Raw genomic sequence first — 26,517 nt, 5'->3', positions numbered from 1 at the left:
TCACTCCTCCCTCCGGTGTGCGCGGCGCGGCGCCCGCTCCCGCTGCGACGATTTCGCCTCGCCGAGGAGGTCACCGAGTTTCTCACCCGCGGCTTCCAAGGCACCCTTCGTCTTGTGCTTCGCGCCGCCTTCGGTCACCTCGCCGACCAGATCGGTGAGGCCTGGCTTCGAGTCCTGCTTCGAGATGTCGAGCCGATTCACCGCTTCGGCGAACCGCAGATACGTGTCGACACTGGCGACCACGACGCGTGCGTCGACGGTCAAGATCTCGATACCCACCAGCGAAACCCTGACGTAGGCGTCGATGACCAGACCCTTGTCGAGGATGGTGTCGATGACGTCGGCCAGGCTGCTGGAGCTCGAGCCGCCGCCTGCGTCACCGCCACCGGCGGGTTGAATAGCTGTGGTCATGATCGGGCCGCCTTCCTGGCCGGTGAGCGTCGCTGACCCGACGTCGACCGTGATTGCGTTGTTCGGGATCTGGATCGGGTCGGTTTCGATTCGCCGGTCTTGCTGCGGGCGGCGGCCTTCTGCGGCCTGCGCTTGGGCTTCTCAGCGGTCTTCCGATCCGGCGATTCATCATTGGAGACGACCTCGCCATCGCGGATCTCACCTCGCCACCCCTCGACTTCGTCGGCGTGCAGCACGGTGTCCGTCATCACCTTGCGTTGAAAGTGCTTGAGTTCCAGTCGGACTCGTCGCCCCTGCGCGCGCCAGAGATTTCCCGTTTTTTCGAACAAGCCCTGCGGATGGTATTCGAGAACGACCACCACGCGGGTCAAGTCCGGCGCCAGCTCGTGGAAGGTGATCGCCCCGTCGACATATCCCTTGTCGCCCTTGGACTTCCACACGATCCTGTCGTTGGGAACCTGTTCGACGATCGTCGACTCCCATGACCGGTGGGACAGGAATACCTGCGCTTTCCACCGAAGCTTCTCATCAGAGATCTGCTCGACCTGTTCGACCTTCTTCATGAACTTCGGGAATTCGGCGAACTGCGTCCACTGCTGATAGGCCACGTCGACCGGAACCCCAACGTCGATCTCCTCGACGATGTTGGTGACTTTGATCTTGCCGCCGCCGCCTTTTCCGCCTTTACCTCCGATCGCGTCGGTGACCGAGTCCTTCAACCCCTTGACGGAGTCCTTGACCTTGCCCGTGGCGCCGCCAAGGCCCGTGCGCAGGGCTGTTTTGACCGGCGAGGAAAGACTGTCGACGCCGGTGACCGCGGACAGTAGACCTCCTGACGAGCCGCCGTTCTGGGCGAAATCGCTGAGCCGGCCCGAGGCTCCGGTGAGCCGCTCAGAAAGCGAGCCCACCGCGCGGTCGGTCATGGATCCGGCCAGTCGCTGAATCGAATCCTGCAAGGGGCTGGACCCGTTCGCCGACGGCTTGGGCGTCGCCTTCTTTTGTCGTGTACTTGTTGCCTGCTTGGCCATTTCGATCACCTGCCTCGGCGCACCGGAGCGCGCTTAGTAGCCGTGGCGGCCCGCCCTCGGCGGGTCGGCGCCTTGGATGCCTGTCCGTCACCGCCCGTACTCCTGCGGCGGGTTGACGCACGCGGCGCCGACGCCTTCCTCGACGCCCGCCTGCGGACAGGTTCGGGCTCCTCGTCGAGATCGGCGTCCTCGTCTTGTTCGGCGTCCTCGTCTTGTTCGGCGTCGACATCTTGTTCGGCGCCCTCGTCTTCTTCGACGTCCTCGTCTTGTTCGTCGTCGACGTCTTCATCGGCCTCGTCGAGGTCGTCTTCGTCCAAAGCTTCGTCGTCGTAGCTGTCTTCGTCGTCCTCGTCCTCGAGGTCCTCTTCGTCGACGTCCAACGGTTCTTCGTCGTCGTAGTTGTCTTCGTCGTCGTACTCGTCCTCACGGCGCCGCCGACCGCGCCCGGTGACCCCCGATGTCAGGCCGCTGACGGCGGATCCCGCTGTGCGACCGACCTCCTCCGTCGGCACGACACCCTGCAGTCGATCATTGAGGGCGTCCACGCGGTTGGTCGCCGCGGCGACAGCGGCCGCCTTGGCGGCGGTCAGCACCTCACCACGCAACTGGTCGGTCAGATCGCGCAGTTGGTCGGTGGCTCCGAGAGTCTTCAGTCCTTGGCCGAGTAGTTCGGCCGGCCTGGCCGGGAATTTCCCGGTGACTCCTGCCGCCGCCAACATCATGGCGATCCGCATTTTCCTCGTCCGGCCGAGTAGATAGCCCGCTCCTACTGCGAGCGCAACCTTTGCTCCGTTCGACACGATGTCGCTCCCTTCCATTCTTCAAACGACCGTTACCTCCGGCCCGAACCTGCGGAGCACCCCTCGATCCCTCCGCGGCCGCAGCCGTTGTATGACACCTGCTCTACCCCACGCCGCCAGTTCCTAACCGCGTAAAACCACAGGTAAATATGCGTTTCTGCGCGGGCGTAAGTTTTTGCAAACCCGCACTCGTAGCTACCTTGGCGTATGTGCTGTGCGTCATACCGGTATCGGGGCGCACCCGAGTTCGCTTAGCTAATTACCGTGTCAAAGTGACTGCGCGACGCAATCGTCGAAATTCGCCAGAACTCGCGCCTGCCGACAACTTTGGCAGCGGGCACGACGATGACGCCCGTACCGCACGGGCGAAAACGAAATTTGGCTCAGGCCACGCGCCTGCGAAGCTTGCGGGCCTTCTTGCCGACGTCGGTTGCGGTGGACGAAGTGAGGGCTTTGGCTTTGCGCCCCTTCTTCTTCGCCGTCTTCGTGATCTCGTCGACGGGATGCGCCAGCGAGCGCGGAAGCATCAGTTGCACGGCCCTGGTCAGCAGTCGCCGCGCCAGAATCAGCAGGGGGATGCCCAGCGGAAGCAGGATCACTGTCACGCAGAGCACCACGCCGAGCAGTCCGAGCACCGCCGCGACGATCCACAGCAGCGCGCCGAGCAGCCCTCGTAGCAGTCGCATCTCAGCCGCCGATATGCATCATGTCGCCGGCGAGACTGAACAGTCGGGACCCGAGTTTCATCACCGGGATACCGAGCGGAATCAGGAGCACCGTCACGCACAGGACGGCACCCACCAACCACACCAGCGCCGCAACGACGCCGAGCACGACGCCGAGGACCGCACCGAGAATTCCGAGAACCACACCGAGCAGGCGATTGAGAACACCCACGATGACCCTCCTTACCTACTGAGGATCGAGAACCGGCGAAGCGCAACGGGTGAGATCGCCGCCTTCGCTCCTCGCATGACAAGGGACTACCCGGCGACTAGTCCAATTAACCCTTCCGTCGATTCCTGTGATCGTCGGCAGCGCTGATCGACCGAATACGCGACACTGATGCGCAATGAGCTTCTCGAACATCATGGACTCCAACGCCTACCGCGGCGGCGGCGACGACCGGGACCCGTTGATCGCCGCGCGCGAACGGGTGCTCGGGCCTGCGAATCGGCTGTTCTACGACAGGCCGGTGCATCTAGTCCGTGGGCAGGGCAGCCACGTGTTCGACGCAGACGGCGTGCGCTACCTGGACGCGTACAACAACGTGGTCAGCGTCGGGCACGGGCACCCGCGTGTGGTCGACGCGGTCGCACGTCAGATGTCGACGCTCAACACGCACAGCCGGTATCTGCACCGTGGCATCGTCGACTACTCCGAGAGGTTGTTGGGCACACTGCCGGACGGGATCAGCCAGGTGATGTACGCGTGCACCGGGTCAGAGGTCAACGACCTCGCGTTGCGGGTCGCCGGGATGTTCACCGAGGCGAGGGGCGTCATCGTCACCCGCGACGCGTATCACGGCAACACCGCTGCGGTGATGGCCATTTCACCGTCACTCGGTGACGCGACCACGCTGGGTCCCCACGTGCGCACGGTGTCGCCGCCCGACAGCTATCGCAGCGCCGATGCCGCCGAACGCTTCGCCGCCGAGGTGGCATCGGCCGCAGATGACCTGTCCCGCAATGGTATTCGGCTGAGCTGTCTGGCCGTCGACTCGATGTTCTCCTCCGACGGCATCTATCCCGACCCGTCGGTGTTGGCGTCCGCCGTGGACATCGTGCACCGGCACGGCGGCGTGTTCATCGCCGACGAGGTGCAGGCCGGATTCGCCCGCACAGGCGACGCAATGTGGGGATTCAGCAGGCACGGCGTCGTCCCCGACATCGTCACGATGGCCAAACCGATGGGCAACGGGATACCAGTCGCGGCGATGGCGGCCAGTGACCACGTGTTGTGGCCGTTCGCGTCCAGGGTGCCCTACTTCAACACCTACGGCGGCAACCCCGTGTCCATCGCCGCCGCGGCGGCGGTACTTGACGTGATCGAGGACGAAGGGCTGATGGTCAACGCGGCGACCATAGGCCAGACACTGCGTACCGAATTGTCACGCATCGCCGCCAACCACCCCGCCATCGGTGAGGTGCGCGGCGCCGGGTTGTACATCGGAGTGGAGATCGTCACCGACGCCGAATCCAAAGCAGCGGACCGGGCGGGCGCCAGAGCGCTGGTCAACGCCATGCGCGACCGACACGTGCTGATCAGTGTCTGTGGACACGATGGCAATGTGCTGAAAATCCGTCCCCCGCTGGTGTTCTCCGACGCCGACGTCGACTGGTTCTGCACCGAGTTCGCGGCCGCCCTCTCGGTTTAGCGCCCCGGTTGACCGGGCACGCGTCCCATATGTCAGTAACAGCATTCAAGGACCTCCCACTCGCTGATCGAGGCCGTGAGTGGGACGGCGACGCGGCGGAGAAACGGGTTCGCAAGTGGGCGGGCGCCGAGGAGGAGCCCAACGAGAAGTACCGCGACGCACACGTCTGGTACGACAACGACAAGAAGACCAATTTCACCGCCTACAAGCTGCTGATCGCCGACGTGGTCGGCGGCAAGCTCGAGGTGGTGCCACGCGGTGTGATGGCGGCGGGCGCGATCATGGACGGTGCCCGCGGCGGTGTCGACCTGCCCAAGGATGACGTCGACCGCGTCAAGAGCCACCTCGCCAAGTACTACAAGAAGATGGGCGAAACCGCGCCCTGGGAGCGCTAGCCGGTCTGCGCGTAGCGGTGCACCAGGCCTGAGGCCACCGCGTACCGCGGCCCGTGCCTGCCGTCGATGTTGGCCCTGCCGACCGCGATCGGTATCGAGCGCAGCGATTCGGCCACGGTACGCAACAGTTCGTCGTCGAGCGCGCCGCCTCCGGCCAACACCAGCGCCCTCGGTGGATCGTCGAACGCCCGCAGACAACGAGCGATGTTGGCGGCCACCGTTTCCTGCTTGATGGCCAACCGCAGACTTCGCCACTCTTCGGCTGCCAGCCTGCTGGAGAACGGCACGAGACCGGCGCTTCCCCGGTTGCACAGCCACCCGATGGCATCGGCGCCTGCCGGCTGATCGAGGAAGACGCGGCGGCCGTCCTCCTCGTGCGCGATGTGCGGATTCTCCACGCGCAGTGCAGGTGTGCGCTTCACCCGCTCCGCGAGTGCGCGCGGAACACCGAGCACACGGGACACCGCGACCGTGATGCTCTCACCGGCGCCCGCCGCGATCACGGTGCGGTGCGCACCCACCACGTCGATGGTGCCGCCGCCGATATCGCACACAATCGAGTCGGGCGGCAATCCCGGTGTCGTGTGAGCACCGCACGCCGACGCCTCCGGTTCGCTGGCGAGCGTGTCGGCGGGCCTGCCGGTCAACTCTGTCAGGGTCGCCGCCGCGTCCGAAACATGTTCGGCCGCAAGGAGTGCGACGACCGTTCCGCGGGCGTCGACGACACCGCGACGCAGCCACGCACCGTTGTCGACCGACGACAGGTCGGTGAAGAACGCGTCGTCGACTGCCAGTCCCTGTTCGGCTGTCGGGATCGCCGCGATGCGCACCGCCACCACGTTTCCCGGCGAGCGCAGTCGCAACACACTGTGCGCCTGCGACGGGGTATACCTGGCCACCTCGCCGTCGACCCGACAGTCGACGTAGTCGCCGTCCGGCGCGGGAGCCACGTGTGGACCCGTCCGCCGAGTCACGGCGATGGCCGGTGAATCCGACAATTCCCTTGTGAATTCCGCGACGTCGTGAATCTCGTGGTCGGCCAACTGCAACGCGGCCGTCAACGCGATCGGATCGGCCAAGGCCCGGTATGCCCGGCCCTCTTCGACCACCTCCACCGCAACGAGCGCACCGGAGTCGAGGCCGTCGAGGTCGACCTCGTCGACCACGGGTACGTCGATCGGGATCCGGTTGCGGATCAGCACGGCATCGTCCTGAGCGGCGATCACGCCGACGATCTGCCAACCGCGACCGACGGCATCGGTGATCTGTGCTGCCGCCACCTCGAAATCGGTCAGTGCGTCCACCGATACGATCACCGGCCCGCTGATACCCTCGCCGGTCAATTCGGCGAGCGGGACGTGGCGGCCGACCGCTGAACCGGTCCCCGCCGGGGTTCTGGCGTCCGGCTTACGCAGACTGCGTACCGGCGAACGCGGCGACGAGGCAGGGGGCAGCGGGGCCGTCGAGGTGTCCACCGGGCGCAGGGTGGCGAGCAGGAGTCGTTCGACCGTCACGTCGGCGTCGACTTCGAGCTTGTGCAGCAGTGCCGCGGCGCCTTCCAGCGACTCTCTCGAACCCTTGCGCCCGCGTGTCGGCGCCTGCCCGTGCGCGATCGTCTCGACCGTGCCGCTGCCGACGCGGGCCATCACGATCTCGGTGGTGTGGTTGCCGACGTCGATTCCGGCGACGATCAACGCAACAGACCTCGCCGCGCGTACACCGCCGCGGCGTGCCGCACGAGTTCCGCGCACCGCGCGGCGCCGCGCGCCTCGAGCGATGCCCGCAACGACTCCAGTTCCTCTGCCGTGGAGCGGTGTGGGCGCAGCGCCTCGTAGAGGCCCATCACCTCTTCACCGTCGAGGGTGGCCAATTCCGCTGCGCGCAGGAAGTTCTCGGCCAGTTGCGGGTTGCCGCCCGCCCTCGCCACGTCGGCCTGGTGCGCCAGCGTGGCGGGCTCCATCCGTAGGTCGGAAAGCTGCAGTTTGCCGTCGACGGCCGCCTGCACCGTGAACTTGTCGGCACTCATCTCCGCGTCGCCTTCACCGTCAGCGGCGGCTGTCCTGGTTCGCACAGATCACGCTCCAGCGCCACGAGCGCGACGGTGCGAGCCTGGTAACGCGCCGAGATCGATTCGTCGGTGCCGCCGCTGAGAATCGGGACGGGCGTCATGCCCTTGGCGTGCCTGCCCGCGTTCTTACCGAGTTCGCGGTACATCCTCGCGGTCAGCAGCGGCGCGACGCTGAACAGTTCAAGGTTGGCCAGCGGCGTCAGATCACGGCGATGAATCAGCGCGGTTCCCTTGCCCTGCAAACCGATTCCGATTCCCGAGCCCGACAGCCGGGCGGCGGTGAGTCCGATCAGGCCGACGTCGATCGTCGATCTGACCCTGACCAACCGCGGCACACAGCCCTCCTCTTCCAGGCCTGCCTCGATCTGGCGCAGCACCTCGCCGATCGGCAGACCGCACAGCGTCAGCCACACGGTGCGGGCGAACGCAGGCGACAAGCCGATGCACACCTCGCGGGGATCGCTGCCCTGCTGAGCGGGCTCGATCGTGGTGATCGAGAGGTGATCGCGGTGCTCGTCCTGGTCGGCGGTCAGTTCGGGCACAGTGCGTGCCTGCCGGATGTCGTCGATCTCCGCGCGGCGCCGCGGCGACGGCGCGTATCCGGTGCCTGGGCCGGCATAGTCGTTGGGATCGGTCAGTTTCGACAGCACCCGGAAGTTCTCGTCGAAGATCGCCGATGTCTGCAGTTGGTCACCGCGCAGTCGTTCTCGGGTGAGCCGCATGATCGATTCGGCCTCATCGTCGAAGCCGGTTCGCTTCAGCGAGGCGATCACGTCGAACACCGTCAACTGCTTGGCCTCGATGGCCGCGGCCGCCTCTGCCACCATCTTCGGGTAACCCGGTGACAGGTCACGAGAATCGTTGGCCACGACCACTTCGTCAATTCGCGCGTCGTCGTAGTCGGCGAGTCCGAGGTCGCGGTAGACCGCCTGCACCGCGGTCGCCGCGCGTCGACGGACTTGCGCGAGGTGTTCTGCAGGCACGGTGCGCAGTCCGCCGTCGGCGGCCCAATCACGTTGCAGCACGAGAAAGTCGTCCATGTCGTCGGCGTTGAAGTTCGACAACGCGAACGCGTTGTCGTACCGCGGAATCGAACCGAAGCCGGAGAAGATGAAGTCGGCGCCGGCGAGCAGGACGGGCAGCGTGTGTGCGCTCCGCCGGATGTCGGACTCTGAGATCAGATTGTCGTTGCCCGCGCAGGATTCCAGATCGCGCAGCATCACCATCAGGTTCTCGGCGAGCAGTTCCTTCATGCCCTCGGGCACGGAGGACACCACGCCGACACCGTCGATGCCACCGTTCTGCACACCCTGTGACCCCAACGCGCGCGCCAGCGAGACGCACCGCGACTCCAGGTACAAGATCGAGCATTTCTCCGCGGCACCCATCAGCACCTCGGCACCGCCACCACTGGTGACCCGCATCTTGAGCCCACGGGAGGCATAGGCGGAGGTCAGCAACGCCTTCGAGAACGGGGTGTCATCACCGTCGACGAACACCTGCTCGGTGCCGTAGATGGAGATGGTCTCGGCGTAACTGGTCAGGCCGCGCAGCCCCAGCCGCAACTCCAGTGCCTCTTCGATCGAGCACTGCGCCATCGCCCCGGGTATGCCCACCTGGCTGCCGATGAGCAACGCCACCGCGTTGGACGGGGCGTCGCCGAGCACCGGCACCGTCGTCTCGACCTCACGAAAGCCGTATGCGACGGCGCTGGCCGCGTCGGCGGCGATGAGCAGCGGATCGTCCAGTTGGTTGGTCACGTGCGCCTGATTGCTCGGCGTTCTCCTGGCGCGCATCTTGCTCATCGCCATCTGCATCTCGACGGGGCTGAGCAGCGCGACGACCCGCGCCAGCTTGGCGGGCGTTGTTCCGCCGATCAACCGGACCACCTCGGCCCGCGGCACGTTGACGTCGACCGTCATCCGGGCCAGCACCGCATCGTCGAGCGCCATCGCCTCTGCGGCCGCGTCGAGATCCAGCCCGTAGTGCGCGATGAACTCGTCGATGACGTCGAAATCCTGCGCGTGCTTGCCGTCCAACTCGAGGACCACGCCGTCGCGGACCACCAGCGAGGGCTCGGGGTCGTACGGACTGCGCATGGCGACGAGTCCGAGCTCAGGGTTGGTCACAGAGAACCCGTCGAGATTCACCGGTTTCGCGTCGAGAACCCGCATCCGCCCCAGGTCGAGATCCTTTTCGCGCACTGGCGGGACAGCTCTCCTACTCGCGGACTTCGGTTTCGTCGTAGACGATCCGGCCGATCAACTCGAAGCGACGAGGATCACGGTACTTGAAGTAGAGTGCCAGGCCCCCTCCGAAGACGAACAGCCCGACGACAATCCACGGCGTCAACTTGAACAGCAGCGTTCCTGCCGCCGCGCCCGCCGCCGCCTCTTTGTGCTGCCACAACAGCAGCACGACATACAGCATCCCGATGCCACCGAGCAGGGGCGAGATGAACGTCCGGAACCAGTGCTTGCTGGTCGGGTGGTTCTTGCGGAAGTGGAAGAAACTGATCACCGCGAACGCGCACAGTGACTGCACGATCAGGATCGCCATCGTGCCGAGAATGGCCAGCAGCGTGTACATGTGCACGTACGGATCCATACCTGCGGCCAGGAAGGCCAGGATGATCACCAGTGTCACGCCGGTCTGCACGAACGATGCGATGTGCGGGGATCCATGCTTGTGATGCGTGGCGCCGATGGTCCGCTGCAGCCGCTTCGAAAGGCCTTCGCGGCCAAGCGCATACAGGTAGCGAGACGCGCAGTTGTGAAACGCCATGCCGCACGCGAACGAACCGGTGCACAGCAGGATGTTGAACATCGTGATCGCCCACTCACCGTAGTAACCGCGCACCGGGCCGAAGAAGATGTCGCCTGCAGTGGCGGCGTCCTGCGCCAGGTCGATCGCGTGCTGCGGACCGGTACCCGCCACCGCCATCCATGAGACGAACACGTAGAACAGGCCGATGCCGAGAACGCTCGCCACGGTCGCGATCGGGATGATCTTCTTCGGGTTGCGCGACTCCTCGCCGTACATGGCGGTCGATTCGAATCCCACCCATGACCAGAACGCGAAGAACAGGCCCAGTCCGGCACTCGCACCTGCGATTCCGGCCGCGGGCTGGAACGCCCCGATCGGGTTCAGCGTCTCACCGATTGCGAACCCGTCAGGGCCGCCACCGTGGAACAGCACCGCGAGTGCCCCGAGGGACAGCATGATGATCTCGGTTATCAGGAACACGCCGAGCACCTTGGCGGCGATGTTGATGTCGTAGTAGGCGAGCACCGAGTTGAGCACCAACATCAGCAACGCGGGAACGATCCAGTGGACGTGGATGCCGAGTTGCGACTGCATCAGGTTCTGGAAGAAGAACGAGAAGATGCCGATCAGTGAGCCCTCGAAGACGACGTAGGCCATCGTGATGAGTGCACCGCTGGCCATGCCGACGATTCGGCCCAACCCGTGGGCGATGTATCCGTAGAAGGCACCGGTGGCGGTGAGGTGCTTGGCCATGGTGGCGTAGCCGATGGCGAACAACGACAGCACGATCGTCGCCACCAGGTAGCCCGCAGGCGCGTGCGAACCATTTCCGAAGCCGACCGCGATCGGGACGTTGCCGACCATTGCAGTGATGGGGGCGGCCGTGGCCACCGCCATGAACATCACGCCGACGATCCCGACGGCATTCGGTTTCAGTCGCTGAACCTGGCCGGTCTTATGGTTTTCGTCGCGGATTTCGACTTGGTCGGTCATATGGGCAGCCTTCCGAGCGGTCGACGGGCAATCCGGTGTGGCGCACGCCACAGCACGAACCCTTGGAGTTTGGCACTACCAATTAAGCTTGGCAAGACCCTTCTTCAACCATTGACATAAATGGTCCATCCTTTTTATGGTGAGGGCTGCCTCAACTCCGCAGAGGAGCCGCATGTACGACTACGGCGCGTTCTCGTTCGACTCCAAGGCCCAGGTCTTGGACCAGGCCAAGCAGTTCTGGAATCCGGGCAAGACGCAGTTCTGGATCGACGAAGGCGTCGACCTGGTGATCGACCGCCGCGACGGCTACTACCTGTGGGACATGAGCGGCCGTCGGCTGATCGACATGCACCTCAATGGCGGCACCTACAACCTCGGCCATCGCAATCCCGAAGTCGTACAAGCGATTACCGAGGCCACCGAGTACTTCGACGTCGGCAACCACCACTTCCCCTCGGTGGCGCGGACCGCATTGGCGCAGCGGTTGGTGGCATCGGCGCCTGCGCCGATCACCAAGGTGGCGTTCGGATCCGGTGGCGGCGAGGCCATCGACATCGCGATCAAGAGCGCACGACACGCCACCAAACGCCGCAAGATCGTATCGATCGTCAAGGCGTACCACGGCCACACCGGGTTGGCCGTGGCCACCGGCGACGACCGGTTCGCCAAGATCTTCCTGTCCGACCAACCCGATCTGTTCATCCAGGTGCCGTTCGGCGACACCGACGCGATGGCGCAGGCACTGTCCGGAAACGACGTCGCCGCGGTCATCATGGAGACCATCCCCGCCACCTACGGCTTCCCCTTGCCCCCACCGGGATACCTCGAGGCGGTCAAGGATCTGGCCGAGGCGCACGGCGCGCTCTACATCGCCGACGAGGTGCAGACCGGGTTGATGCGAACCGGCGAGATGTGGGCCATCACCAAACACGGCATCGACCCGGACATCATCGTCACCGGCAAGGGACTGTCCGGCGGCATGTATCCGATCACGGCGGCGATGCTCAGCGACCGTGCGGCGCAATGGCTTGACGAGGACGGGTTCGCCCACATCTCGACGTTCGGCGGCGCCGAACTCGGCTGCGTCGCGGGTGTCAAAACCCTCGAGATCACCAGCAGACCCGAGGTCCGGTCGATGGTGCACTACATCGCCGACCTGTTCGCCGCGGGACTGCGCCGCATCCAGTCCGACAACCCCGACTGGTTCGTCGGGATCCGGCAGAACGGTGTGGTGATCGGCTTGGAGTTCGACCACCCCGAGGGCGCCAAGTTCGTGATGCGGGAACTCTACGAAAACGGGGTCTGGGCGATCTTCTCGACGCTGGATCCCCGTGTGCTGCAGTTCAAGCCGGGCATTCTGTTGGGCCGCGACCTGTGTGAGGACGTGCTCGACCGACTCGACGTCGCCGTGCGATGCGCCCGCAAAGCCGTGACGGAGAGGCGAGAGCCGTGACCACGATTGCGCATGCCGGCCATCTGCTCGAACGCGCCCGCTGGGCGGCGCGCGCATACGCCGACTACGACCAGGCCGCGGTCGCCGCGATCGTCGGCGCCGTCGCCGACGCGGGCTATGCCGAGGCCGAACGGTTGGCGGAGGCCGCCGTCGCCGAGACGGAGATGGGTGTCGTCGCGCACAAGGTGATCAAGAACCGCGCGTGTTCAAGGGGCATCGTCGAGCACTACCGCGGCGAGGATCTGATCACCCCGCGCATCGACACCGCACACAAGATCGTCGAGATACCGCGCCCCGCGGGGGTGGTGCTGGCCATCACGCCGACCACGAATCCTGTTGCCACCGTGTACTTCAACGTCATCCTGGCGCTGATGACGCGCAACGCGGTCGTCGTGGCGCCGCATCCGCGGGCCAAGCAGTGTTCGGCCGATGCCGCCCGGATACTTGCCGAGGCCGCCGTCAGGGCGGGCGCACCCGACGGCATCGTGCAGGTGGTGGCGGAACCCTCCATCCCGTTGGCCGAGGCGCTGATGGCCGACGAGCGCACCGACGTCATCGTCGCGACCGGCGGCACCGGAGTCGTCCGGGCCGCGTATTCGTCGGGTAATCCAGCGCTCGGTGTCGGACCCGGCAACGTCCCGGTCTTCGTCGACGCCAGCGCGGACGTCACCGCCGCGGCCCGCCGGATCGTCGACAGCAAGGCGTTCGACAACTCGGTGTTGTGCACCAACGAATCCGTGCTCATCGCCGAGGACGCCATCGCCGACAAACTGCGGTCGGCGCTCACCCGCAACGGGGCACACATCCTCGATCCCGGCGACGCGCAGCGGTTGCGGGAGTTCATGTTCCCGTTCGGGCACCTGAACACCGATGTGGTGGGCCGGGACGCGGCCTGGATCGCCGGGCAGTCGGGCCTGCGCGTGACCCCGAAGACCCGGGTGTTGATCGCCCCGTTCGACCGCGTTCTCGATGAGGAACCGTTCACCCACGAGAAGCTGTCCCCGGTACTCGGCATGACGACGGTCGCCGACACTGACAGCGGCATCCGCGCGGCCCGGGCGGTGGTCAGGATCGGCGGCGCCGGGCACTCGGCCGCCATCCACAGCGAGAACCCTTCGGTGATAGCCAAGTTCGCGACCCATGTGCCGGTTTTGCGGGTCTCGGTCAACGTCGGCAACAGCACCGGCAGCTCCGGGCTGGACACCAACCTGGCGCCTTCCATGACGCTCGGTACCGGGTTCGTGGGGCGCAGCGGGCTCGGCGAAAACCTGCAACCGCACAACCTGATGAACTGGACCCGGATCGCTTATCCCAGCGACGCCGGGGTGACCATGCCGAACTTCGCGGGGATCACACCGTGGCGCTCCCCGGCGGGCCAGGTGCCTGCCTACCCGCGCGCCTCCAACGAACGCGACCTCCCCACTCCCCCTCAGCCGCGCCGCAACGGCAAGCCGTCCGAACCCAGCTTGGACGCGCTGCGGGCTGAACTACGTCAACTCGTTGTCGAAGAACTCGCACAACTCATCAAGAGGTGAGCCGTGGCTGAACTGCGTTCCTTCATCTTCATCGACCGCCTGCAGCCGCAGACGATGTCGTACCTCGGCACCTGGATCAAGGGCGCCCTGCCACGAGCCGATGTCGCGGCGCAGATCATCGAGGTGGCGCCGGGATTGGACATCGAGGGTGTCACCGACGTCGCCCTCAAACACGCCGACGTGAAAGCCGGAGTCCTGGTGGTGGAGCGGCAATTCGGCTATCTCGAGTTCCACGGCGAAACCGGCGCCGTCAAGGCCGCGGCGGACGCGGCGCTGCAGGAACTCGGGAAGGACGCCAGTTCCGCGGTGCGGCCCACCATCCTGGCCGCACGGATCATCTCCAGCGTCGACCAGCAGCACGCCTTCCTGATCAACCGCAACAAGATCGGCTCGATGGTGCTGCCGGGCGAGTCGCTGTTCGTGCTCGAGGTGCAGCCCGCGTCGTATGCGATCCTGGCCACCAACGAGGCCGAGAAGGCCGCCGAGATCAAGGTCGTCGACTACCGGATGATCGGCGCGACCGGCCGCGTCTATCTGGCGGGCACGGAAGCCGACGTCCGGCAGGCCGCGGACGCCGCGCAGGATGCGCTGGCACGGAGCGCCACGTGACACTGGAACGTGCCGACCTGCGCACCCTTGTCCGGGAGGTGGTGCGCGACGCGGTCGCGGACCTGATCCCGCCACCAACGACGCCCAGCCACAACGGGTTTGCGCCGACCGGTCCGCTGGCCGCCGACGAGAAGTCGCGTGTCGACTCCGTGCGTATCGGCACCGACGCCGACCTCGACGCATTCGTGCGGCACCTGCTGCGGCTGTTCGAGAATCCGAAGACGCGCGCCGACCTACGCCACGGCCGGTTGAGCTTCCGCCTGGCAGGCGCCTCGTCCGGCGCGCAGGCAGCGGCGCACCGGATCGAGCGGGGCGCGGTGACCGAGCGTCGGATTGTCGACATCGCCGCGTCCGGTGGCGCGCTGGTCCTCGGACCCAAGGCGGTGCTCACTCCGCTGGCGCGGGAGAAGGCGCGCGTGCTGGGCGTCTCGATTCAGAAGGAGCGGAAGTGATTACAGGAAAGGTCACCGGTCAGGTCTGGTCCACGCGTCGCATCGACGGACTGCCCGCGGGGGCGTTCCTCGAGGTGGAAACCGACGGGTCGGCTTCGCGGTTGATCGCGTTCGACGTACTCGGCAGCGGTGTCGGCGAGCGTGTGCTGATTGCCCAGGGGTCGGTCGCCTCGAACTGGTTCACCGGCACCCCGCCTCCGGTCGACGCACTGATCATCGGGTCCATCGACCCACAGGTCCAGAAGTAACGAGTGAACAAGGAGAAACACCATGCCCAGCAACGCGATTGGAATGATCGAGACCAAGGGATACGTCGCAGCGCTGGCCGCTGCTGATGCGATGGTCAAGGCGGCGAACGTCACCATCACCGACCGGCAGCAGGTCGGCGACGGACTGGTCGCCGTCATCGTCACCGGTGAGGTGGGCGCCGTGAAGGCCGCCACCGAGGCGGGCGCCGAATCCGCCTCACAGGTCGGGGAACTGATCAGCGTGCACGTGATCCCGCGCCCACACAACGAACTGGGTGCTCATTTCGCTGTCGCCGCGCAGTAGTTCGTCATGGCCGCGACGACAACCCCGGCGCGCACCGATATCCGCGTCTACCTCCTCGTGGAGGACCTGCAGCGGCAGTTCGCCGCCTACCTGGGCACACCGACCCGCGCTCGGGGATATCCGCCGTACGAAGGTGAGCACGCACTGATCGTCGAGGTGTCGCCGGCGCTGGCGATCGAGCGGGTGATCGACCTCGCCCTGCGCGATGTGCCCGGTGTGCAAGTGGGGATCCTTTACGTCGAGCGCCAATTCGGCGTCTTGGAGGTGCACTCCGCCGACCTGGCCGAGGTGCGCCGCGCCGGCGAGGCGATCCTGCAGGGCACCGGCGCGCGGGCCGCCGACCAACTGCGTCCGCAGGTGCTGTTCCACGACATCATCGAGGACATCACCGATCAACACGCGGTGATCCTCAACCGCAACCGCCAAGCGTCGATGATCCTGCCGGGCCAGGCGCTGCTGGTGTACGAGATGACGCCGGCGCTGTTCGCGGCCGTCGCCGCCAACGAAGCCGAGCGCGCTGCGCCGGAGCTCACTATCGTCGACGTACAAATGATCGGAGCTGCTGGCAGGCTGTACATCGGCGGCAGCACCAAGGACGTCACCGCGGCGAGGGACCGGATCTCTGCGGTGCTGGCCGGAATCGAGGGACGCGACCACTGATGGTGAACCCCAATGGCGTGATCGCCGACGATCGCGCCGTCGCAGAACGCGCGCTCGCCGAGTACGGGCTTGCGCGGAACTCCACCTTGCAGCTGCTGAACCTGTCCGAGAACGCCACGTACGCGGTCGAAGACACCGCCACAGGGCAGCGGTCGATCCTGCGGGTGCACCGCGAGAACTACCATTTACCGCACCAAATCGAATCCGAGCTCGACTGGCTCGAGGCGCTGCGGCGCGACAGCGACATCACGGTGCCAACGGTGCTGCCCGCTGCCGACGGCAGGCGGGTGGTGAGCGTCAACGTCAACGGAAAAGACCGTCATGTCGTGCATTTCGCGATGGTCGCGGGCGCCGAGCCCGACGAGCAGACGGTGACCGTCAGCGACTTTTTCACCCTTGGGCAGATCACCGCGGCGTTACACGACCATTCGCACGCGTGGCAGCGCCCTGCCTCGTTCAGCCGGTTCTCCTGGGACTGGGCGCACAGCCTCGGCGCCGAGGGCCGCTGGGGACGCTGGCAGGACGCCGACGGGGTGGGCGACGCCGAGCACCGGCTGCTGAGCCGTGCCGAGCAGCTGTTGCGCGAGCGGCTCGAGCAGTACGGGTCGGGGCCGGACCGGTGCGGGCTGATCCACGCCGACCTGCGGCTGGCCAACCTGCTCGTCGACGGCTCGACCATCACCGTCATCGACTTCGACGACTGCGGATTCGGCTGGTTCTTCTACGATTTCGGCACCGCGGTGTCGTTCATCGAAGACGATCCCGCGCTGCCCGAATGGCAGGACTCCTGGATCGCGGGCTACCGCAGCCGCAGGACGCTCGCCGCCGACGACGAAGACATGCTGTCATCGTTCGTGTTCCTGCGCAGGCTGATGCTGCTGGCGTGGATGGGCACCCACAGCCATTCCAAGGAATCCCGCACCAAGGCAATCAATTACGCACACGGCAGCTGCACGCTGGCCGAGCGCTATCTCAGTTCACACGGCCGCCGCCTGGCCTGACGTAAGGAGACAGATGTTCACCTCGCTCGACGGCCGGTCGGCCATCGTCACCGGCGCAAGTAAGGGAATCGGCCGCGGCATCGCCGAAACCTTCGCCGCCGCAGGCGTCAACGTGCTGCTGACCGCGCGCAGCCAGGCCGACCTCGACGCCGCGGTGGAAGCACTCGCCGACCAACCCGGTCGGGTGAGCGCGCTGGCGGTCGACGTGACGAAACCCGAAGACTGCCGCCGCGCAGTGGACACCGCCGTCGAACAGTTCGGCGGTGTAGACATCGTCTGCGCCAACGCGGGGATCTTCCCTTCGGGCAAGCTGGAGGATTTGACACCCGAGGACATCGACGAGGTGTTGTCGGTGAACTTCAAGGGCACCGTCTTCATCATCCAGGCCGCGTTGCCTGCCCTGACCGCCAGCGGACACGGCCGCGTCGTCATCACGTCGTCGATCACCGGTCCGATCACCGGCTACCCCGGGTGGTCACACTACGGAGCGAGCAAGGCCGCCCAGTTGGGCTTCCTGCGGACCGCGGCGATGGAACTCGCGCCCAAGCAGATCACCATCAACGCGGTGCTGCCGGGCAACATCATCACCGAGGGCCTGATCGAAATGGGCCAGGAATACATGGACCAAATGGCCGCTTCGATCCCCGCGGCACGATTGGGCAGCGTCGCTGACATCGGTAATGCCGCGCTGTTCTTCGCCACCGACGAAGCCGCGTACATCACGGGCCAGACGCTGGTGGTGGACGGTGGTCAGATCCTTCCCGAATCCAGTCAGGCACTCGCTGAGGCATAGGGCGTCCGCTAGAATTGGTTAGACCAAATCAGCGGAAGGACTACCGGTGCCGACGCCAAGTGAGGATCTGCGGCGCCGCATCGTCGCCGACATCAACGCGGGTGAGCCGGGCGCCAAGCTCGGCAGCGAACGCGAGTTGGCCGAGCACTACAAGACCAGCCGATCGAGCCTGCGCCAAGTGCTCGCGGCACTGGAGGAGGCCGGCCTGGTGCACCGGGCGATCGGCCGGTCGGGCGGCATCTTCATCAGCCACGCACAGGTGCAGCGCAGCTTGTCGGACGTGGTCGGGGTGCCGGCCTTCCTCGCGCACCAGGGTTATGTTGCAGGCACACGGGTGATCTCGACGCGGATCACCTCGCCGGACCGAACCACGCAGAAGGCGCTGCGCATCGGTGCCAACGCTTTCGTCATAGAGATCCAGCGGGTCCGGCTCGCCGACGGCTCACCAATCTCGCTGGAACTCGCGCAGTTTCCCGCCGACGCGTTCCCGGGCTTGCTCGAACAACAACTCGGCGGCTCGATCTACGAAGTGCTGGAAACCCAGTACGGTCTGGTGACGGCGCGCGCCGAGGAGCGCATCGAAGCGGTCAATGCCACGCAGGTGGAGGCCTCGCTGCTCGGCATCAAACCGAAATCGGCGCTGTTGCTGATCACTCGGATCACCTACGACCAGCACGACACGCCGTGCGAATACTCCCGCGACCTGTTCCGCGGCGACCGCACCCGGTTGGCGGTAACCGTGCAGGGCCACGGCGTCGGGGTGCAGTCAGGTGCAGGCACCGCATCGGTGACCCTTCAGAAGCAGGAAGCGCGGACCAAGGCAAGCTGACGGCATGGCACCTGGAGCAGGCCGCTTCGCGCCAAGCCCGTCGGCCGATCTGCACATCGGCAATCTGCGCACGGCAGTGTTGGCATGGCTGTTCGCGCGTTCGACCGGGCGTCGGTTCCTGATGCGCATCGAGGACCTCGACGACCGCACCCACACCGATATCGCCAACCGGCAACTCGACGACCTGGCGGCGCTGGGACTGACCTGGGACGAGCCGCCCGAATGGCAGAGCGGACACCCACAACGCTACGACGCGGTGGTCGACGACCTCGCCCGCCGCGGGCTGCTCTATGAATGCTATTGCACCAGAAGGGATATCGCGCAGGCGCCGCGGGCGCCGCACGCACCGCAGGGCGCCTATCCCGGTACCTGCCGGGACTTGACCGATGCCGAGCGCGAAGTCCGGCGGCGCGAGACGGGACGGCCACCGGCGCTGCGATTGCGTTCTGACACCTTCGTGCACACAGTGCACGACGTGCTGCACGGCGACTACACCGGCATCGTCGACGACTTCGTGGTGCGCCGCGGTGATGGTGTCGCCGCCTACAACCTCGCGGTCGTGGTCGACGACGCCGCGCAGGGCGTCGACCAGGTGGTGCGCGGCGACGACCTGCTGCCGTCGTCGCCACGGCAGGCTTACCTGGCCAACCTGCTCGGCTATCCAGAACCGACATACGCCCACGTCGCTCTGGTGCTCAACGAGGACGGCGCGCGGCTGGCCAAGCGCGACGGCGCGGTGACGCTGGCCGAGATCGGGGTGCAGCGGGCGCTGACACAAATCGCGGAGTCGGTTGGCTACACCGCACACACCGTGGCCGACATGCTTGTCGAGTTCGCGCCCGCCGCGCTGCCCCGCGAGCCGTGGATATACCGGCCTCGTTGAGCAGAAACCTTGGTGAATGTTGCGCGACTTGCTAGCGTCCGCCAGTGCGCAATCTACGAAGAGCCGTCGTGGCCGTGTTGCTGCTCAGTGCTTTTGTGCTCAGCGCATGCGGTTCGCAAGCAGACAATGGCGAGAACCCGGTCAAGTCTGCTGGCGTGCTGCGGGTGGGCACGGAAGGCGTGTACTCACCGTTCAGCTATCACGACCCCGCCACCGGTCAACTGGTCGGCTACGACGTGGACGTCGCCCGCGCGGTCGCCGACAAACTCGGCGTCAGGGTCGAATTCGTCGAAACCCCATGGGATTCGATTTTCGCCGCGCTGGAGGCCAACCGATTCGACGTCGTCGCCAACGAGGTCACGATCACCGACGAACGCAAGGCCAAATACGACCTGTCCGAGCCGTACTCGGTCGGCGAAGGCGTCATCGTCACCCGCGCCGGCGATTCGATCTCCTCGCTCGCGAATCTCAAGGGCAAGGTCGCCGCGGAGAACGCCACCAGTAACTGGTCGGACGTGGCCCGCAAGGCGGGGGCACGCGTCGAGGCGGTCGAAGGGTTCACCCAGGCGATCAAACTGCTCAACCAGGGCCGGGTCGACGTGGTGGTCAACGACAGCATCGCGGTGTACGCCTATTTGGCCGAGACGGGCGACAAGAGTGTCAAGATCGCCGGAAACATCGGAGAGAAAAGTGAACAGGGGTTCGCCGCGCGCAAGAACAGCGGGCTCCTGCCTGACCTCAACAAGGCCCTCGACGAACTGCGCGCCGACGGAACGCTGGCCGACATCTCGCAGAAGTATCTGAAAGCCAACGCATCCGGTGCGCCCGCGGCGGCCCAAGGGCAGGCTGAGCCGAAGTCGACGTGGGATCTGATTCTCGACAGCCTCGGGCCACTGGCCAAGGCGGCGATCACCAAGACCGTTCCGTTGACGGTGATCAGCTTCGTGATCGGCCTCGTGATCGCGTTGGCGGTGGCGCTGGCCCGGTTGTCCTCCAACGTGGTGCTGACCAACGTGGCACGTTTCTACATCTCGGTCATTCGCGGAACCCCATTGCTGGTACAGCTTTTCATCGTCTTCTACGCCCTGCCGGAGTTGGGGGTGAAGATCGATCCCTTCCCGGCGGCCGTGATCGCGTTCTCGTTGAACGTCGGCGGCTACGCGGCCGAGATCATCCGTTCGGCCATCCAGAGCATCCCGAAAGGCCAGTGGGAAGCCGCCGAGACGATCGGCCTGAATTATGTTGGGACGCTGCGGCGTATCGTCTTACCGCAGGCCACCCGGGTGGCGGTGCCGCCGCTGTCGAATACGTTGATATCGCTGGTCAAAGACACGTCGTTGGCGTCGACGATCTTGGTCACCGAGCTGCTGCGGCAGGCCCAGATCATCGCCGCGCCGACGTTCGAGTTCTTCGCGTTGTACGGCACGGCGGCGGTGTACTACTGGGTGATCTGCCTGGCGCTCTCGTTCGGTCAGGGTCGCATTGAACGTCGGCTGGAAAGGTATGTGGCGCGATGACGGAGAACCGTGTGGTGGCCGAGGGCGTGCACAAGGCCTTCGGGGACAACGAAGTGCTCAAGGGTGTTTCGTTCACCGTTCCGCAGGGATCGGCGACGACGATCATCGGGCCGTCGGGTTCGGGTAAGACGACGCTGCTGCGGGCGCTCAATGCGCTGGACGTGCCCGACGCCGGGGTGATCCGGGTCGGCGAGGTCGAGTTGGATTTCTCCAAGCCGGTGGCCAAGGACGACCTGCGCCGCTATCGCGCGCAGAGTGGCTTTGTGTTTCAGTCGCATAACCTGTTTCCGCACAAGACGGTGTTGCAGAACATCACCGAGGGACCGGTCTTCGTGCAGAAGCGGCCGAAAGAGCAGGCCGAGGCCGACGCGCTGGAGTTGCTCGGCCAGGTCGGGCTCGTCGAGAAGCGCGACCAGTATCCGTATCAGCTGTCGGGTGGCCAGCAGCAGCGCGTCGGCATCGCGCGGGCGCTGGCGATGAAACCGAAGGTGGTGCTGTTCGACGAGCCAACCTCGGCGTTGGACCCCGAACTGGTCGGCGAAGTGCTGTCGGTGATCAGGGATCTGGCCGTCGAAGGGTGGACACTGGTGATCGTCACCCACGAAATCCAGTTCGCCAAGCAGGTTTCCGATCAGGTGCTGTTCACCGATCGCGGCGTGATCCTGGAGCAGGGCCCGCCGGCCGAGGTGATCGGCAACCCGAAAGAGGAACGCACCCGCCAGTTCCTCGACCGAATCCTCAACCCGCTGTAGCTTCTTCTTCTTCTTCTCGCGAGCGACCGTGTTTGTACGCCGACACGCCGCGATCGTATGTACAAACGCGGTCGCTCGCGCTATTGATCCCGAAGCCCCCACGGTGAACCGTAGGCCGTCAACAGCTCGAGGAACGGCTCCGAGTCGAACGCCTCCGGACCGAGCACACCGCTGCCGCTCCACTTGCCAGTGGCCAGAAGCTCAAGTGCCACAACGGGATTGATCGCAGTCTGCCACACCACACATTGGTGGCCGTACTCGGCCATCGACCACTGGTTGTCCACGACGTGATAGAGGTAGGTCGACCGCGGCTTACCGTCCTTACCGGTCCCCGTCACCCACAGGCCCGCGCACGTCTTCCCGTGCATCTTGGGTCCGAGCGTGGCCGGATCCGGTAGGCAGGCGGCTACGACGTCGCGCGGACTCACCTGCACGCCACCGACGGTGACCTTCTCGGTGCGGTCCAGGCCGAGCTTGTGCAGCGTCTTGAGCACGTCGATGAACTCCGCGCCAAGACCGTACTTGAAGGTCGCGCGTTTGCAGTTCACCCAGCGCGGCATCAAAAGCACTTCTTCGTGCTCGACGTTGACGCACTCGACCGGGCCGATTCCGTCGGGAAAGTCGAAAACCTCTGGCTCGCTAAAGGGTTCGGTGGTGAACCAGCCTCGGTCGGCCTCCCAGATCACCGGCGGGTTGAGACACTCCTCGATGGTCGTCCAGATGGAGAACGACGGTGCGAAGTCGTAGCCGTCGACAATCAGGTTGGAACCGTCGCGGGTGCCGAGTTCGTCAATGTCGGAGAACAGATGGTCGGCGGCGTAGCGGGCGAACACGTCGGAAAGCCCTGGTTCCACGCCGATTCCAACGAGGGCGAGGCGGCCCGCGTCCTTCCACTGAGACTCGACCGCGAACTGCTCGTCGCCGAGTTTGACGCCGGTCAGTTCGTACGGCCGCTCCGGATGCCGCTGCGACAGACTCATCGCCATGTCGAGGTAGTCGGCTCCGCCTGCCAGCGCCCCGTTGAAGATCGGCATCACGAATCGCGGGTCCACGGCGTTCATCACATGGGTGATGCCGTGGCGGCGAACGAGTTCGGCGACGTCGTCTGCGGACGTCGCGTCGACCCGGGACGCCGAGAAACGTATGTCACCGACCGCGTCGGCCGCGTGCTGTGCACGCGCCTCGTCGTAGTCACTGACCACGATCTGCTCGAAGAAGTCCCGCCGTGCCGCGATGGCACAGAACGCCGATCCGACGCCCCCGGCTCCCACCAGAAGAATCCGCATGGGCTAGAAGGTACAGGGATGGAATCCGAATCAAGACCGATCTGCTGCGACTGATTCCGTAGTTTTCGACCGTCAGTGTGCACGCGTTGGGTAGTACCGGCCGAGCACGTCCGCGCGCAGGTCGTCGAAATCGCCGGTGCGGATTGATACGCGGATGCGGTCGACGAGCCTTATCACGAAGCGTTCGTTGTGAATCGTGCACAGCGTCTTGGCCAACAGTTCCTTCGCCTTGAACAAGTGGTGCACGTAGGCCCGGGTGTAGTGCGCGCAGGTGTAGCAGTCGCAGTCGGCGTCGATCGGATTGAAGTCGCGCCGGAACCGGGCATTGGTGACGTTGAAGCGTCCGGTCGGTCCATAGACCGCGGCGTTGCGCGCGACGCGCGACGGGGACACGCAGTCGAAGGTGTCCGCGCCCGCTGCGACGGCGTCGAAGAGGTCGTCGGGCTCACTGATGCCCAGCAGATGGCGCGGCTTGTCCGCGGGCAGCTCGCTGCTGACCCAACCGACGATGGTGGCCAGGTTCTGCTTCTCCAGCGCCCCACCGATGCCGTAGCCGTCGAATCCGCGCCCGTCTTCGTCGACGATCGTCGTCAGCCCGCGGGTGGCCTGCCTGCGCAGGTCCTCGTACTGCGCGCCCTGCACCACGCCGAACAACGCCTGCGGCGGCTTCTCCGGATGCAGCGCTGTCAGCCTGCGGTGTTCGGCCAGGCACCGGACCGCCCAGTGATGCGTGCGTTGGACCGATTCTTCCTGGTAGCCGCGGGTGTTGACCAGGGTGGTCAGTTCGTCGAAGGCGAAGATGATGTCGGCGCCGAGCTTGTGCTGGATGCCGATCGACACTTCCGGGGTGAAGCGGTGCGTCGACCCGTCGAGATGCGAGCGAAAGGTGACACCGTCGTCGTCGACGTGGGCCAACCGTTCCTTGCCCTCGGCGATGACGTCGTCGGCCTGCACCCGATCGGTGTCCATGGCCAGCACCTTCTTGAACCCGGCGCCGAGCGAGAGTACCTGGAACCCGCCACTGTCGGTGAATGTCGGCCCGTGCCAATTCATGAACGCCGCGAGGCCGCCGGCCTCCTCGACGATGTCGGGTCCCGGCTGCAGATACAGGTGATAGGCGTTGGCCAGAACTGCCTGCGCACCAAGCTCTTTCATGGTTTCCGGCAGCACCGCCTTGACGGTGGCCTGCGTGCCCACGGCAATGAACGCTGGCGTGTGGATGTCGCCGTGCGGGGTGCGGATGACGCCGGCGCGCCCGAATCGTCCCGGCAATTCTGCGTCAACGCTGAAGAAGTCCTCGGGCACGACGTAGATTCTGCACTGTGAGAATCGCGGGGGTGGCCGCCGCGGCGGCAACGCTGATGGTCGCGGGATGTTCGTCGAGTCCGCCAGACTACAAGCCAGGACCAGGCATGCTGGTCGCGGGCACCGCGCAGATGACCGTCAACGGGCAGAACATCGGCACCACCGAGGCAGTGAACTGCACGCCTGCGGGTTCACTGACCACGATCACGACCGGCGACCAGACGTCGGGCACCACGACGCTGATCTCCAACAAGGACGCGCTGACCACCGAGGCCGTCAGCATCAACAACGTCGGCGGCTTCACCGGCAGCTACAACCGCGGCCTCGGCGGCGAGACGAAGGTCACGATGACCGGCAGGACCTACGACATCACGGGTACCGCTGACGGCTTCGACGTCGCCAATCCCAGTTACCGCACCTCCGGCACGTTCGCCATCAAGGTCGCCTGCTAGCTGCGCGCCAGGAACCGGACAATCGCCTCGGCGAGTTCCTCCCCCGCGTCCTCCTGCAGGAAATGCCCGGCGTTGGCGATGACCGGATGTTCGATGCCCTGGGCGCCGCGCATCTGGCTCTTGAAGATCGGGGCCATGGCTCCGGTGATCGGGTCGCTGTCGCTGAATGCGACGAGCATCGGAGTGGCGCTGTCGCACAACGCTTTCCATGCGGCCCGGTTGGCCGCCGACGCGGGATTGTCGGGTGTGGTCGGGATCAGTCCCGGCATCGCGCGGGGACCGGCGCAGTAGGCGTCGTCGGGGAACGGTGCGCTGTAGGCCGCACGGACTTCGTCGGTGATGGGACGCGCGCACCCGGCGGCCACCCACGGTCCGACATCGAGTGTCGGCGCCGCCTCGATGGCCCTGCGGAAGTTCCACCAGATCTCGGGCATCGGGTGGTCGCCGGTGGGTAGGCCGGTGTTGGCGACGACGATGCGGGCGAACCGATCGGGGTTCTCCGCCGCGACGCGCAGTCCGATCAGGCCACCCCAGTCCTGCCCGACCAGCGTCACGTCGTGCAGGTCGAGCACGTCGAACGCGAGTGCGCGCATCCACTCGACGTGCCTGGCGTAGGTGTGGTCTTCGACCTTGGTCGGCTTGTCGGATCGACCGAATCCGACCAGGTCCGGACAAATGACCCGATATCCGGCCGCCGCCAGGATCGGCATCATCTTGCGGTAGAGAAACGACCACGACGGCTCGCCGTGCAGCATGAGCACCGGATTGCCTTCTGCGGGGCCGTCTTCCACCCACGCCACCCGCAGTCGACCACCGTCGCCGTCGTCCACTTCGCAATACTTTGCGGGGTAACCGAATTCGGGTAGATCGGCAAATGATTCGTCCGGCGTGCGCAACGTCTGCATGCGGGCGAACCTACCCGAGCTTCCTGACGCCACCCTGCCGGTCGCATCAAGCGCAGGTAACGATCGGCCCGTGCGCAGGCAAATTTTTCGGCAAAGCGCCATATCCGCGCTGAACAGGCCAACATACTGTCCGGGATGATCCGCCGATCTTGACGGATCACGACAACATGAAGGAGAACAGTCGTGAAGCGTGGGTTCGTGGTCGCCGTAGGCGGCGCGGCGATTGTCATCGCCGGTCTGTCCGGCTGTGGTTCGGGCGAGAAGAAGTCCGAGACGAGCGGCGAGACGTCGTCGGCGGCGTCTGCACAAGGCAAGACCACCGTCACGATCGATGGACAGGATCAGAAAGTGCAGGGCACCGTCGTGTGCAGCTCGATGGGCGGAAACATGAACATCGCCATCGGTGACGCCGCGACCGGTATCGCGGCGGTGGTGAGCGAAGACGGTAAGACCGTGCAGTCGGTCGGTCTCGGCAATGTCAACGGTGTGACGCTCGGCTACCAGGCCGGTGCCGGCCAGGGTGACGCGAAGGCCGAGAAGGACGACAAGACCTGGAAGATCTCGGGCACCGCGACCGGTGTTGACATGGCCAATCCCATGCAACCGGTGAACAAGCCGTTCGAGATCGAGGTCAGCTGCCCGTAGCCGGACACGACGGCGGCGGCTCCGCAAGGGACCGCCGCCGTTGTCGTGAG

29 protein-coding genes are annotated in these 26,517 nt (G+C 65.7%); 17 read left to right on the top strand and 12 right to left on the bottom strand.

Going from position 1 to position 26,517, the window contains the following annotated elements:
• The 5 genes from gvpJ to A5724_RS04275 form a co-directional block, all read right to left on the bottom strand.
• Positions 1-411 carry a gas vesicle protein GvpJ gene (gvpJ, locus tag A5724_RS04295; RefSeq protein WP_067796745.1) on the bottom strand — a complete coding sequence of 137 codons (411 nt, stop codon included), beginning with the start codon at positions 409-411 and terminating at the stop codon, positions 1-3.
• Positions 408-1,439 (bottom strand): SRPBCC family protein, encoded by a 1,032-nt coding sequence (locus A5724_RS04290; RefSeq protein ID WP_082964849.1) that lies wholly within the window; start codon positions 1,437-1,439, stop codon positions 408-410. The genes gvpJ and A5724_RS04290 overlap by 4 nt, the downstream gene beginning before the upstream one ends.
• 5 nt (positions 1,440-1,444) lie before the next feature.
• On the bottom strand, positions 1,445-2,239 hold the full coding sequence (locus A5724_RS33575; RefSeq protein ID WP_067796893.1) for a hypothetical protein: 795 nt from the start codon (positions 2,237-2,239) through the stop codon (positions 1,445-1,447).
• Positions 2,240-2,622: 383 nt separating this feature from the next.
• Positions 2,623-2,925: a hypothetical protein gene (locus tag A5724_RS04280; protein ID WP_067796742.1), complete on the bottom strand. Its 303-nt coding sequence runs from the start codon at positions 2,923-2,925 to the stop codon at positions 2,623-2,625.
• Between the two features lies 1 nt (position 2,926).
• A complete protein-coding gene (locus A5724_RS04275) occupies positions 2,927-3,136 on the bottom strand; it encodes a hypothetical protein (RefSeq protein ID WP_067796738.1) in 210 nt (69 codons plus the stop codon).
• 175 nt (positions 3,137-3,311) lie between these two features.
• Between A5724_RS04275 and A5724_RS04270 the strand changes: the two genes are divergently transcribed.
• Positions 3,312-4,616: an aspartate aminotransferase family protein gene (locus tag A5724_RS04270; RefSeq protein ID WP_067796735.1), complete on the top strand. Its 1,305-nt coding sequence runs from the start codon at positions 3,312-3,314 to the stop codon at positions 4,614-4,616.
• A gap of 29 nt (positions 4,617-4,645) precedes the next feature.
• Complete coding sequence (locus A5724_RS04265; RefSeq protein WP_067796732.1) at positions 4,646-5,011, top strand: hypothetical protein; 366 nt, start codon at positions 4,646-4,648, stop codon at positions 5,009-5,011.
• Here A5724_RS04265 and A5724_RS04260 read toward each other — a convergent pair.
• Genes A5724_RS04260 through A5724_RS04245 form a run of 4 tightly spaced genes read right to left on the bottom strand, consistent with a single transcriptional unit; the run spans position 5,008 to position 10,838 of the window.
• Entirely contained in the window at positions 5,008-6,657 is a 1,650-nt protein-coding gene (locus tag A5724_RS04260; RefSeq protein ID WP_082964853.1) for a diol dehydratase reactivase ATPase-like domain-containing protein, read from the bottom strand. The genes A5724_RS04265 and A5724_RS04260 overlap by 4 nt on opposite strands.
• Positions 6,658-6,701: 44 nt before the next feature.
• Positions 6,702-7,037 (bottom strand): diol dehydratase small subunit, encoded by a 336-nt coding sequence (locus A5724_RS04255; RefSeq protein ID WP_067796727.1) that lies wholly within the window; start codon positions 7,035-7,037, stop codon positions 6,702-6,704.
• Positions 7,034-9,253, bottom strand: coding sequence for a propanediol/glycerol family dehydratase large subunit (locus A5724_RS04250; protein WP_067796887.1), 2,220 nt, complete (start codon positions 9,251-9,253; stop codon positions 7,034-7,036). Before A5724_RS04250 ends, A5724_RS04255 begins: the two co-directional genes overlap by 4 nt.
• A gap of 46 nt (positions 9,254-9,299) precedes the next feature.
• The gene (locus A5724_RS04245) at positions 9,300-10,838 is read right to left on the bottom strand and encodes an APC family permease (protein WP_067796725.1); all 1,539 of its coding nucleotides are present in this window, start codon (positions 10,836-10,838) and stop codon (positions 9,300-9,302) included.
• A gap of 172 nt (positions 10,839-11,010) precedes the next feature.
• Here A5724_RS04245 and A5724_RS04240 point away from each other — a divergent pair, with 172 nt between their 5' ends.
• The 13 genes from A5724_RS04240 to A5724_RS04180 all read left to right on the top strand — a co-directional run bounded on the left by A5724_RS04240 (position 11,011) and on the right by A5724_RS04180 (position 21,874).
• On the top strand, positions 11,011-12,291 hold the full coding sequence (locus tag A5724_RS04240) for an aspartate aminotransferase family protein (protein ID WP_067796722.1): 1,281 nt from the start codon (positions 11,011-11,013) through the stop codon (positions 12,289-12,291).
• On the top strand, positions 12,288-13,826 hold the full coding sequence (locus A5724_RS04235) for an aldehyde dehydrogenase family protein (RefSeq protein WP_232004694.1): 1,539 nt from the start codon (positions 12,288-12,290) through the stop codon (positions 13,824-13,826). The genes A5724_RS04240 and A5724_RS04235 overlap by 4 nt, the downstream gene beginning before the upstream one ends.
• A 3-nt stretch (positions 13,827-13,829) precedes the next feature.
• On the top strand, positions 13,830-14,435 hold the full coding sequence (locus A5724_RS04230; RefSeq protein ID WP_067796715.1) for a BMC domain-containing protein: 606 nt from the start codon (positions 13,830-13,832) through the stop codon (positions 14,433-14,435).
• Entirely contained in the window at positions 14,432-14,887 is a 456-nt protein-coding gene (locus A5724_RS04225; protein WP_067796712.1) for a hypothetical protein, read from the top strand. The genes A5724_RS04230 and A5724_RS04225 overlap by 4 nt, the downstream gene beginning before the upstream one ends.
• The gene (locus tag A5724_RS04220; protein ID WP_067796709.1) at positions 14,884-15,135 is read left to right on the top strand and encodes a EutN/CcmL family microcompartment protein; all 252 of its coding nucleotides are present in this window, start codon (positions 14,884-14,886) and stop codon (positions 15,133-15,135) included. Before A5724_RS04225 ends, A5724_RS04220 begins: the two co-directional genes overlap by 4 nt.
• A gap of 22 nt (positions 15,136-15,157) precedes the next feature.
• Entirely contained in the window at positions 15,158-15,439 is a 282-nt protein-coding gene (locus A5724_RS04215; RefSeq protein WP_067796706.1) for a BMC domain-containing protein, read from the top strand.
• 6 nt (positions 15,440-15,445) lie between these two features.
• A complete protein-coding gene (locus A5724_RS04210) occupies positions 15,446-16,099 on the top strand; it encodes a microcompartment protein (protein ID WP_067796702.1) in 654 nt (217 codons plus the stop codon).
• Positions 16,099-17,100, top strand: a complete 1,002-nt coding sequence (locus A5724_RS04205) for a phosphotransferase enzyme family protein (protein ID WP_067796700.1) — start codon at positions 16,099-16,101, stop codon at positions 17,098-17,100. The genes A5724_RS04210 and A5724_RS04205 overlap by 1 nt, the downstream gene beginning before the upstream one ends.
• Positions 17,101-17,113: 13 nt before the next feature.
• Positions 17,114-17,893, top strand: coding sequence for a 3-oxoacyl-ACP reductase FabG (gene fabG / locus A5724_RS04200; protein ID WP_067796698.1), 780 nt, complete (start codon positions 17,114-17,116; stop codon positions 17,891-17,893).
• 46 nt (positions 17,894-17,939) lie between these two features.
• Positions 17,940-18,722 carry a GntR family transcriptional regulator gene (locus tag A5724_RS04195; protein ID WP_067796695.1) on the top strand — a complete coding sequence of 261 codons (783 nt, stop codon included), beginning with the start codon at positions 17,940-17,942 and terminating at the stop codon, positions 18,720-18,722.
• 4 nt (positions 18,723-18,726) lie between these two features.
• Complete coding sequence (gene gluQRS / locus A5724_RS04190; protein ID WP_067796692.1) at positions 18,727-19,605, top strand: tRNA glutamyl-Q(34) synthetase GluQRS; 879 nt, start codon at positions 18,727-18,729, stop codon at positions 19,603-19,605.
• Positions 19,606-19,682: 77 nt separating this feature from the next.
• Complete coding sequence (locus A5724_RS32840) at positions 19,683-21,122, top strand: ABC transporter permease subunit (protein WP_369830602.1); 1,440 nt, start codon at positions 19,683-19,685, stop codon at positions 21,120-21,122.
• Complete coding sequence (locus A5724_RS04180) at positions 21,119-21,874, top strand: amino acid ABC transporter ATP-binding protein (protein WP_067796689.1); 756 nt, start codon at positions 21,119-21,121, stop codon at positions 21,872-21,874. Before A5724_RS32840 ends, A5724_RS04180 begins: the two co-directional genes overlap by 4 nt.
• A gap of 80 nt (positions 21,875-21,954) precedes the next feature.
• Here A5724_RS04180 and A5724_RS04175 read toward each other — a convergent pair whose 3' ends face one another.
• Positions 21,955-23,160: a saccharopine dehydrogenase family protein gene (locus A5724_RS04175; protein ID WP_067796686.1), complete on the bottom strand. Its 1,206-nt coding sequence runs from the start codon at positions 23,158-23,160 to the stop codon at positions 21,955-21,957.
• A gap of 72 nt (positions 23,161-23,232) precedes the next feature.
• Positions 23,233-24,465, bottom strand: coding sequence for a tRNA guanosine(34) transglycosylase Tgt (gene tgt, locus A5724_RS04170; RefSeq protein ID WP_067796683.1), 1,233 nt, complete (start codon positions 24,463-24,465; stop codon positions 23,233-23,235).
• 56 nt (positions 24,466-24,521) lie between these two features.
• Between tgt and A5724_RS04165 the strand changes: the two genes are divergently transcribed.
• On the top strand, positions 24,522-24,917 hold the full coding sequence (locus tag A5724_RS04165) for a lipoprotein LpqH (RefSeq protein ID WP_197518547.1): 396 nt from the start codon (positions 24,522-24,524) through the stop codon (positions 24,915-24,917).
• Here the strand turns inward: A5724_RS04165 and A5724_RS04160 are convergent.
• Positions 24,914-25,822, bottom strand: a complete 909-nt coding sequence (locus tag A5724_RS04160) for a haloalkane dehalogenase (RefSeq protein WP_067796677.1) — start codon at positions 25,820-25,822, stop codon at positions 24,914-24,916. The genes A5724_RS04165 and A5724_RS04160 overlap by 4 nt on opposite strands.
• Positions 25,823-26,005: 183 nt before the next feature.
• Between A5724_RS04160 and A5724_RS04155 the strand changes: the two genes are divergently transcribed.
• Positions 26,006-26,467, top strand: a complete 462-nt coding sequence (locus A5724_RS04155; protein ID WP_067796675.1) for a lipoprotein LpqH — start codon at positions 26,006-26,008, stop codon at positions 26,465-26,467.
• Positions 26,468-26,517: the final 50 nt, after the last annotated feature.

The organism is Mycobacterium sp. ACS1612 (genome assembly GCF_001667505.1).
GTDB lineage: Bacteria > Actinomycetota > Actinomycetes > Mycobacteriales > Mycobacteriaceae > Mycobacterium.
The sequence above is the reverse complement of the archived record's forward strand: the minus strand, read 5'-3'. Positions and strand labels throughout refer to the sequence as shown.